We start from the raw sequence: 10423 nt of genomic DNA, 5'->3' as shown, positions 1-10423 counted from the left end.
CTCCCAGCATAGCAATCTACAGAAAAAGAGAAAAACTTCTTGCCGTTATAAATGTGTAGGGTAGTTTAAGCTTGCTTAGTTGCCGGAAGAAAAGCTGATTACTTGTTTAAAAATAAGATGGCTAAAAGTTTGTTATTTCATTTTAGCCCACCCCAATTTAAAAAGTACTTACGGCCATTCTACAATTGAAAACGCTGTCTTATTTTTTCGGCGAAATCTTTCAAAGGATTTCCCGCTAATTCAAGCATGATAAGCTGAGACAATTGCCCGATTTCTGCAGGCAGAGCGGTGAGCTGGTTTTGATTTAAGAGAAGATATTGCAGCTCAGATAGCTGTCCAATTTCTGTAGGCAGAGCGGTGAGCTGGTTTTGATGTAAGTGAAGCTGTAGCAGATTAGACAGCTGCCCTATCTATGCAGGAATGGTAGTGAGTTGATTGTGGCCTATGAAAAGCCGTTGCAGCTGAGACAATTGACCTATTTCTGTAGGCAGGCTGGTGAGCTGGTTTTGTTTTAATTCAAGCTTTTGCAGCTTAGACAGCTGCCCGATTTCTGTAGGCAGAGCTGTGAGCTGGTTTTGATTTAATTCAAGCGTTTGCAGCTGGGACAATTGGCCTATTTCTGTAGGCAGAGCGATGAGCTGGCTTTGATTTAAGTAAAACCATTGCAGCTGAGACAATTGCCCAATTTCTATAGGCAGAGCGGTGAGCTGGTTTTGATCTAAGATAAGGCATTGCAGCTTAGACAATTGCCCGATCTCTGCAGGAAGACTGGCGAGCTGGCTTTCATTTAATTCAAGCGTTTGCAGCTGAGACAATTGGCCTATTTCTACAGGCAGAGCGGTGAGCTGGTTTTGATCCAAGTAAAGCCCTCGTAGTTGAGACAGCTGCCCGATTTCTGCAGGAAGACTGGCGAGCTGGCTTTGATTTAATTCAAGCTTTTGCAGCTGAGACAGCTTTCCAATTTCAGCAGGGAGGATGGTGAGCTGGCTGTAGTCTGAGCGAAGCCGTGTCAGCTGAGACAATTGGCCTATTTCTGGGGGTAAATAAGTCAAGCCTTCGCTAAATAAATCTAGCAAAGTTAAGTTTTCACAATTTTCTTTAATCCAACCTCTAAGAAGCTCTCCTTGTTTTTCTAAAGGTAGATACTTGATCTTCTCTTGATCTAAGAACTCCCCTCCACCAGGCAGTCTTTTCCACATTAGCAGGCGATTAATATTTATAAGATAAGAGGAATAATTAGCTAGCGTATAATATCTCTTTTCCTGGGTTTTCCATTTAAATTCTAACTCCGCAGGAGCAAGAGATTTAGATAGAGCAAAGGCTTGTTTAAAGATTGCCTTGACTTTTTCTATTTCTGAAGGCCTATCTTCTAGCTTATAAATTTTATCTACGATAAGAGCCTGCTTGTTAATATCTCCTTGAGAAAAGTGCATTTTACCTATTTGCTTATAAAGGGAAGGCATGACTTCAGTAGCTAACAGGTGGCTCCATCTTTTACAGACGCTAAATAAGGAGGGAACTACACAAGCCTCTAAGATAGGGAACAGCAATTCATTAGGCAAGCTTTCGATAGAGGCCGATGTGATAGGATGCATTTTATTTCCTTTGGTAAGGATAACTTTGCAGCATTTTTATTTTTTAAAGAAATATAAATAATTAAAAAAGCAAGTCAAACGAATTCGTATCCTTATCACCGAGGGTTATCGGCTAACTTGTTAAGCAAAGAGCAAGTTACTGTGCCTTGTAATTGATAGCTAGATGTAAAAGGTTTTTACTGAGCTTTGGGCCAACCAGACGTAGCATGCTTTTGAGTTGCTAACATTTGAGATTCTATAATTTGTATATATTTAAGTTTTTTTGCAACCTTATCTAATTGGCGCTTAGCATCGCTTGGACATGAAAACTCTTGCTGCATGAGCTTAGTAAAGGCTTTGGCTTCTTTTTCACTGTCCTTAAGGTAATGCTTAGCTAAAGTACGGCATTCTCTTTGATAGGCCGCTTGGCTAAAAGATGACTACCCATCTTTGTTCAACGCCTGCATAGCAAGAGGTAGTCTTAAAAGCTCGATAGCCTTCTACTATCTCTACAGTTTTGTCGTAAGGCGCTTCAAATAGGAGTTCTTTGGCCTCTTTGATTTGCATGGGCACATGCGTGGCAAATAAGCTTTGTTCTATTTTAAAGACTTGTAAGGCAGCTGGCGTATAGAGAGAACTATCTCCTACTATATAGTCTAACATGATTTAAAGCATTTTCGCCTTGAAGTAAGATTCTAGGAGCTTTTTTTAAATGCTATGTTTTCTTTACAAGTCAATCTATTATAAAGCTCTTAATTTCTTGCAAAGTTTACTATGAAACCAAACAAGCTAGATAGCCAACAAGGCCGCCTTTTTAAATTCCGCCTTAGCGGCGAACTCAATCAAAATCATCCTCTTATCTAAGCTATCTTAAGTTGATTAGATGGAAGCAGCTAGAAGAGGAATTTGATAAGTTGTTTGTAGAAAAATAGGCCAACTAGCTAAGCCTTTAAGATTAGCTGTAGGGCTCCTTATCTTGCAACACATGTAGGGAACTTCTGATGAAAATGGGGTGTATCGATGGGTAGGAAATGCTTACTGGCAATATTTTTTTGAGTATGGCTTTTGGCAACAGGCGCTGCCTCTCCATCCTACTTCTTCAGTTAACCCGTGTTATCGGATAAGGAAATAGTTGAAAAAAAGACCTTCACATGGTTTAAAAATGTTTTTCACCAAATAAACTTAAAGCTAGAAGGCCGAAATGATTGAAAAAGATATCCACTGATTCATCTCCATTTTTTGCGATAAGATGGTTTTTGTAAACAATTTGAGATTGAATGGTGCTAACTATTGGTTGAAAGCCAATTAAAAACCACTCCTTAGAAAAGCAATAAAAGAAATAGAGGGCCAAAATTATTACTAAGTGAAGCGATGAGTATTGTCGTCATGTTTTATAAAAGTGGCTATAGAACATTTAAAGATTACTATAGGCGACAAGTCATTCCCTCGCGGAAGAAATATTTTCCTCCTGTTCTTTCTATCATAAGTTCATCACTTTAATGAAAACATGCTTATTTTTCCTTTTTGTTTATTCACAAGCTTGCTTAAAGAGAGTGTATAGGCATTTCATCTATCACTTCTACTCTATTGACAGTGTGCCATACTCGTCGCATCCACTCCCCTCCTAGTTTTCAAGAAAATAGCAAAAAGAGGAAAAACCTCTACCGGGTACTTCTATGGATTCAAACTACATTTAATTATTAATGATAAAGGAAAAATTCTTGCTTACTATGTTAACGCCAGGAAATGTGGAGGTCCAAATCCCTGCCTGTAGTCTGTCTAAAAGCATTTTTGGCATAATGTTTACCGGCAAGGAATACATCTCCTCCAATCATTTATCAAGCTTTACGACAAGGGCTTAGAAATTATTACTAGGCTTATAAAGAATATGAAAAGCAAGTTAATGTCATTGGTAGATAAGATTTTATTAAGAAAGCGAGGCATCATTGAAAGCGTTAACAATAAATTGGAAAAACTCTTGTCAAATCGAACATCATCGACCTCGCAGCCCGTGGAATTTTTTTGCCAATCTAATCAGCGGAATAGTGGCCTATGCTTACTAGTCCTGTAAGCCCTGCATTCAATTGACTTGCATGGAGAAACAAAAGTTAATGAGCTGGCTTACAGCTTAGGTATAATTGAAGCAGCCTTAGGGTGCTTTCTTATCCGATAACTCGCGTTAAGTTATGAGTATTTCACTAATAATAAGGTTGAGTGAATAGTAGATTTTAGCCATTCAAAAGTTCTGAATACCTCTTGTAACCCCCTCCAATCCGTTAATTACTTGCCTATCATGATTGAAAAGCTTAAGCGAATGAAGGAATTTTAAAGCCTTGCTTTTCTTCTAAGCGCCCCTAAAAAACAAATTTTTTTTAGATAACCAACGCTAAAAAATATATTTTTTCCATACAATTAGCCAATCTATTCCAAACCAAATAATAGCAGCAAAGCTGAGCAGGCAAATAAAGGCGAAAAAATAGGCGATAAGGATAAAAAAGCCATCATCTTCTAAAAATGCTAGGCCAAAGGCTAGAAGGGGTAAAGCTGCTAATAAGTTGGTGAAAGGAATGGGAAGCGGTAAAGATAAAAAGAAAGCCAATACAGCAATGGTCAGTCCATGAATAATATGTAAATAGCGATTTCTTACTAGCCCTACCCACCGGGTAGAAATCAAAAAACCAAGCTTGGTATCTATTTTAAGCACATAGAACATTACCTTTTTTAAAAACAAAAAGGGAATCTTTTTTTGCAATAACCTCTTAGGAAGCCAGACTTTATGTCCAAACGCAATCTTTAAACCTATTAAAAGGATTAACAATCCTAAAAGAGTGGATAGCCCAGGAATTTGCATGGGGCTACAAAAAGGAAGACTCAACACAATTAACAAGGTAGCGTAACCTTGATCGGCCAAATGATCCATAATTTTTTGGACCGATAGCTCTTCTGAATGCGTTTGGTTTAATAAATTCTCGAGCTTTTCAGCTAAAGAAGAACATTTTTTTAACATATTGCTCTGTGATGAAATTGCTGGATGTAAGCTTCAGAATAAAAACTTGCGTATAAGGCTATCCATTTTATCAACCTTTATCCTCTTTATTTGGATTAAAAGATCTTTTTAAAGGCTAAAAAATGTTGCGCTTCACCTACCACTTTTGTCTTTTCTGCCCTATTCGTTGTTTACTTAAAAAGGAGAGCTTTTGGCAACAGACCCAATAAGCTTAAAAACCTTTAATTACGTGTAGGGATTATAAAATTTCAGCTGCAAGGGCTGCCAATTCACTGCGTTCTGTCTTCTCCATAAATACATGTCCATAAACTTGCTGATTGCTAAAGCGTCCCACTACATAGCTAAGGCCATTAGAATCCTTATCTAAATAAGGATTATCAATTTGTGTAGGATCCCCTGTTAAAATAACCTTCGTGTTTTCTCCTGCACGAGAAACAATCGTTTTCACTTCATGAGGAGTAAGATTTTGAGCTTCATCAATAATAATATACATCTTTGGCAAAGAACGTCCCCTTATATAAGTAACGGCTTCCATTTCAATCTTTTTGCTTTCCATCACCCACCGCAGAGTTTCGCTAGGCTCACTTCCTGCTGAATCACAGAGATATTCTAGATTATCATAGATAGGTTGCATCCAATTTAATAATTTTTCTTCCTTAGTGCCTGGCAGATACCCAATGTCACGCCCAAGGGGAATCACAGGACGGCTAACGAGAATGCGCGTATAAGTCCCTTCATCGAATACCTTACGTAAGCCACAAGCCAATGCTAAAAGTGTTTTTCCCGTACCTGCTTGCCCAATCAGTGAAACTAATTTGATTTCATCCCGCAAAAGGGCATCGATCGCGCATCTTTGCTCTACGTTAAGAGGTTTAATTCCCCAAAGGTTATTAGCTTTTATAAGGGGCTCAACTATCCCTCGCTTTGCATTATACTTACCAACCCCTGATGAGTGCTCCGGAGAAGAAAAAATACAATATTCATTGGGATGTAAATCTTCGGCCTCTACCTGAATAGCTCCATCTTTGTAAAACACATCAATAGCATGTTTAGGCATTTCTATCCGGCGTAACCCCTTATACATGGATGCATAGGAATATTTTAAATTTTCGTAATCTTCTGTTTCTAAACCAATGGCTTCGGCTTTAATACGGGCAGCAAAATCTTTGGAAACAAATACCACGTTCTCTCCCTTCTCTTTTAGAAAGAAGGCAGCTAAAATAATTTTATTATCATTATTGGAAAGAGCAAAATTATAAGAGTAATCGGTTTTAAATTCGACTTGGATACGTATCACTGCCTGGTTATCTAAAGTAACGCCGGCATGCAAGTTTCCAGCGCCTATAGTATTTAGATTACTTAAATAGCGAAAGACCGCACGCGAATTACGTCCTAAATCGCTTGGCAAGCGTTTCATTTTGTCCAATTCTTCTAATACCGTGACAGGAATAATCACATTTTGGCCAGGAAATTTGATGATCGCTTCTGGATCATGCAATAAAACGTTAGTATCAAGAACAAATGTTTTCGAGAGCATACTAGATCTCCTTGTTGCGATAAATCAGTAGCAAATTTTCTTTTCGACTTGAACAAAAAAGGAAAACAGGAAAATTTTACTTTTCTGTAAGGCAGGTCTCTTAGATATAAGATAAGGAATGAGAAGAAAAAAGTAAAAAATTAATATTTTTTAATATATTCTTTTTCCTGAGCAAACCTTATTTACTACTTATTTACTTCTTTGTCAATATGTTACAAATCAACTCAGCACTCAACAACCTTGACTGCTAAAAAACACTTGACTTGTATTTTCTTTTATCGTATGTTATGAGTATAATTAAAGATTATTACATTATTTTTAATAAGTGAGGTATCAGGATGAAAATTAATGATAAAATATTAAGCATCCCCCCTTATATTTCGACTAGCTGGAGGCATGTAAAATCTCTCCAAATGAAAGGACCTTTTTTAGTCATCACTTTAATGGGCGGCGAATCAATTAACATTCCTAACCTTAAAGGAGAAGTAATTGAGCAAATCTTCAGTGCCCATGCTGAGTATTTAGAAAAATCTATTGATTCTCAAGAGGATGACCCTACTTTATCTCAAGCCATGTTAAATACCGATCAAGGCGAAGTGCCTTTTAAGCTGGGAATTGGCTCTATCGATGGTATGGGCAATCCCTTAATTCATAATCCAGCACAACGCGATGCTCCCGATATTCCTAAGCAAATTTTAGAAAAGATTGCAGCTATCGCTAAAATTATTTCTCCCGAAGAGCTGAATGTATTGCCTAAAGCAGAATTAGACTGTAACTGTCTTCACTGCCAAATTGTGCGCACCATCAATATAGCTGTGGAACCAGAAATGATGACCGCTATGAACGCAGAAGAAGAGGAAGTTAAAGAGGAAGAACTAGTCTTCCAACAATGGGATGTGACCCAAGCAGGTGATAAGCTATTTAATGTGATGAACAAGTTAGATACCCAAGAAAATTATAGAGTCTATTTAGGACATCCTGTGGGCTGTACTTGTGGAAAATCAAGCTGCGAGCATATAGTAGCTGTCCTTAAAAGTTAAAAACTTATTATTTTCCCTAGCTAATCCCCCATTTTTCTTTTGCCCGTAAACACTTCAAATTAATGCATCGCACTATTTTTTATCTTTTTCTTTAAAGAAAAAATTGTCTGATGCATTAATTCTATCCAAACCTCCTAACTTCCTTGACAATTTTTAATCTAGCCCATAAAATTTTTATCTATAACTATTACTTTTAGGAGCCAACTGATGAATCAAGCAGCCTTGTACTTGCTGGCAACTTTCTTCTTTACTCAATGTCTCAGCCAGCCTGTTTATAGCGACTTAGAAAAAACAGCCTATTCTTCCCATCATCTCCCCTCAAATCTCAATCCAGATTCTTCTGCCCCCGCACAACCTTTTACAGCTTTTACAGGACGCACTCTAAAAAACAAGGTAAGAATCCGCCTTCAACCTAATTTAGAAGCACCTATTTTACGTGAAAGCAATAAAGGAGATTTATGGATTGTTGTAGGAGAAAGGGATGATTTTTATGCTTTAGCAGCCCCTGAGGACCTTAAAGGATATGTTTTTCGCACTTATGTATTAGACAACACCATTGAAGGAAACCGTGTGAATGTACGCCTAGAGCCTAATCTAGAGGCCCCTATTATTGCCCAACTTCAAACGGGTGACAAAGTTGATGGTCAAATTAGCGCTCTTAATAATAAATGGCTAGAAATTATTCCCCCTGCCTCTACCCATTTTTACATCGCTAAAGAATATATTGAAAAAATAGGCAATGCTGATTTAAAAGCCTCTTTAAATCATAAACGAAAAGAAGGGGTTAGCCTACTTGAAAGCACACTTACTCAAAGTCAGCAAGAATTCCTTAAACCGTGGAATCAGATTAATTTAGAGAAGATTAATGATAATCTTAGTAAAATAATTAACAATTACTCCGACTTTCCAGAAATCCAAATTAGAGCAAGAGAATTATTAGCCACTATCCAAGAAGATTATTTACAGAAAAAGATCTATTATCTAGAGAATCTTTCCACCCATGCCGAGCAACTCCACACTCATAACAAGACACTTTCTAGCAAAGTGGCTTTACAAGAGCAAAGAATTGCTGAGCTAGAACAAGCTAATCAACCCGAGCTTCTTAGTAACTCCCCTGTAGCTTCAAGTAGCCATATTGTTGATAGAATGAGTGCATGGTTACCCGTAGAAAATCAATTATATGAAACATGGGCAGAAATGCATGATAATCAGCCTATCTCGGCTTATTATGAAGACCAGTGGCAACAAGCCAGCACAATAAAAGGCGTCATCCAACTTTATGATCGATCTGTTCGTAACAAACCAGGCGACTTCGTGCTTTTAAATCCAGCTACCCAGCTTCCTATGGCTTATCTTTACAGTACGCAAGTAAATCTGCAAAACTATTTAGGTCGGGACATTACACTAAAAGCCTCTCCCCGAGATAATAATGATTTTGCCTATCCTGCCCTCTTTGTTCTTTCGATAGAGTAAAAAGCCTTTTTATTAGGGCGCTGAAAGGCGCCTCATTACTTTAGGCAAATTATCTTTTCTACAAAACTTCAAAGCTATTGAAAAAACAACCAGGTGCTTATCATTTTTTATTCATTGACAGATAACCGCGTTTGTAATGGACTCTCTTCCAGTTCTGAAATATTTGTAGGCATATTTGTCGACCTCCGTGTCTTTAAATCTACAGTTTCAAGTAGCTCAATTTCATTTTGCCCACCCACTCCAAGATCTTTAAACTTCCTAGCCGTCACTAACACTCGGCCTTCAAAAGAGCCTACGGTCTTGTTATAAGCTTCTACAGCTCTAGTTAAGCCTTTTCTTACATCTTCAAAATGTTCACTCATAACTTGTAAGCGATCATATAATTGGCGGCCTAATTGGCTAATCGCCTGAGCATTTTCGGCAATCAGCTCTTGCCGCCACCCATAAGCCACGGCCCGCAGCAAAGCTATCAAAGTAGTAGGGGTAGCTAAAATAACCTGTTGATCTACTCCATGTTCGATTAAAGAAGGATCGTGTTCTAGAGCTGCACTAAAAAATGTTTCTCCTGGAAGAAAAAGGACGACAAATTCAGGTGCTGGCTGAAACTGGTCCCAATAAGCTTTTGCAGAAAGCTGATTGATATGAGTACGGACCTGTTTAGCATGCTCTTTTAACTTCATAATTTTATCCGTTTCGTTAGGCATCTCTAAAGCCTCTAAATAAGCTTGCAAAGGCGATTTTGCATCCACTACGATCTGTTTGTTATTAGGTAGATTAATAATAAGATCAGGTCTTAGACGTCGCTCATCCTGGGTAGAACTTTCTTGCTGCAAAAAGTCGCATTTTTCAACCATCCCGGCCATTTCTACAACCCGTCGTAATTGAATTTCCCCCCAGCGCCCCCGCACATGAGGCATACGCAATGCTTTTACTAAATTTGCCGTTTCTTGCTGTAGCTGCGCATTAGCAGTATATAAGCTTTTTACTTGCTCAGTGAGAGTAGCGTAAGCTGAAACACGAGATTTCTCTAAATCTTCAATCTTGCTATCAAATTTTTCTAGTTTCTCTTTGATGGGTTTAACAAGCTCGTCAATGGCTGCCTCACGCATTTTTAAATCCCCTTTAGCCCCTTCTTGCAATTTTTCAAAACGAGCAGCAGCTAACTCCAAAAACATCTGCGAACTTGATTTTAGAGCCTCTGCTGAAAGAGCATTAAAGGTATCAGTAAATTTTTGCTGAGCTTGATCCAAAAGCTCAAGCTTTTCTTGCATCTGCTGAGCTTGATGAGTTAATTGCGTTTCTAATTCCACAATTTTACTTCTTTGAAAGCTATTTTCTTCGCGAAAATTTTGAAGCTGTATTTCTTTACTTTCTAAGCTTTCTCGCCATTCTCGTCCCTGTTGTTCTAGCACTCGACATTTTTCCATCCATAAAGCTTTTTCGCTCTGTTTATCTTTACACTTTAAAAGTGTCCAAATAAAACTCACTCCTAAGGCGCCTATTACCAGCGCTAATACTCCATCTACCAGATAATCCATCTGCTTAACCTCCCCTCAAACTAAATGAAATGCCCTTATCCTAGCACTTCACAAGAAAAAATTGCGATAAAACTGTTCCCTTGCCCAAATCTAAAGGGGCAAATAAAATTCGATTGAGCAAAGAGGCAATCACACACACGTAAAAGCCTACATTCACTCTATCTTACCCTCCTAGCCTTTAATACCAGGCAAGCGGCTATCACGCCTGACCAGCTTTTAAGGAGGGATTTTATACAAAACAGTTAACATTATTG

At 38.1% G+C, this 10423-nt stretch carries 6 protein-coding genes and 1 pseudogene; 3 read left to right on the top strand and 4 right to left on the bottom strand.

The annotated features are described in order from the left end of the window. Positions 1-2003 precede the first annotated feature (2003 nt). Positions 2004-2237: a hypothetical protein gene (locus DB41_RS00975; RefSeq protein ID WP_039383381.1), complete on the bottom strand. Its 234-nt coding sequence runs from the start codon at positions 2235-2237 to the stop codon at positions 2004-2006. 937 nt (positions 2238-3174) lie between these two features. Here DB41_RS00975 and DB41_RS12765 point away from each other — a divergent pair. Then, a pseudogene (locus DB41_RS12765) lies at positions 3175-3645 on the top strand (transposase). Between the two features lie 315 nt (positions 3646-3960). Here DB41_RS12765 and DB41_RS00970 read toward each other — a convergent pair. Together DB41_RS00970 and DB41_RS00965 are read right to left on the bottom strand one after the other, a co-directional pair. Beyond that, entirely contained in the window at positions 3961-4581 is a 621-nt protein-coding gene (locus tag DB41_RS00970) for an exopolysaccharide biosynthesis protein (protein ID WP_039383379.1), read from the bottom strand. Between the two features lie 238 nt (positions 4582-4819). Continuing rightward, positions 4820-6118 (bottom strand): PhoH family protein, encoded by a 1299-nt coding sequence (locus tag DB41_RS00965; RefSeq protein ID WP_039383377.1) that lies wholly within the window; start codon positions 6116-6118, stop codon positions 4820-4822. Between the two features lie 338 nt (positions 6119-6456). Here DB41_RS00965 and DB41_RS00960 point away from each other — a divergent pair, with 338 nt between their 5' ends. Together DB41_RS00960 and DB41_RS00955 are read left to right on the top strand one after the other, a co-directional pair. Next, on the top strand, positions 6457-7158 hold the full coding sequence (locus DB41_RS00960; protein ID WP_039383376.1) for a hypothetical protein: 702 nt from the start codon (positions 6457-6459) through the stop codon (positions 7156-7158). Positions 7159-7365: 207 nt separating this feature from the next. Then, positions 7366-8631: an SH3 domain-containing protein gene (locus tag DB41_RS00955; protein WP_052243760.1), complete on the top strand. Its 1266-nt coding sequence runs from the start codon at positions 7366-7368 to the stop codon at positions 8629-8631. Positions 8632-8738: 107 nt separating this feature from the next. Here the strand turns inward: DB41_RS00955 and rmuC are convergent, their stop codons facing one another. Beyond that, positions 8739-10169 (bottom strand): DNA recombination protein RmuC, encoded by a 1431-nt coding sequence (rmuC, locus tag DB41_RS00950; RefSeq protein ID WP_039383374.1) that lies wholly within the window; start codon positions 10167-10169, stop codon positions 8739-8741. Positions 10170-10423: the final 254 nt, after the last annotated feature.

It is taken from the genome of Neochlamydia sp. TUME1 (assembly GCF_000813645.1).
GTDB lineage: Bacteria > Chlamydiota > Chlamydiia > Chlamydiales > Parachlamydiaceae > Neochlamydia.
This window is presented reverse-complemented; position numbering and strand designations above follow the sequence as displayed.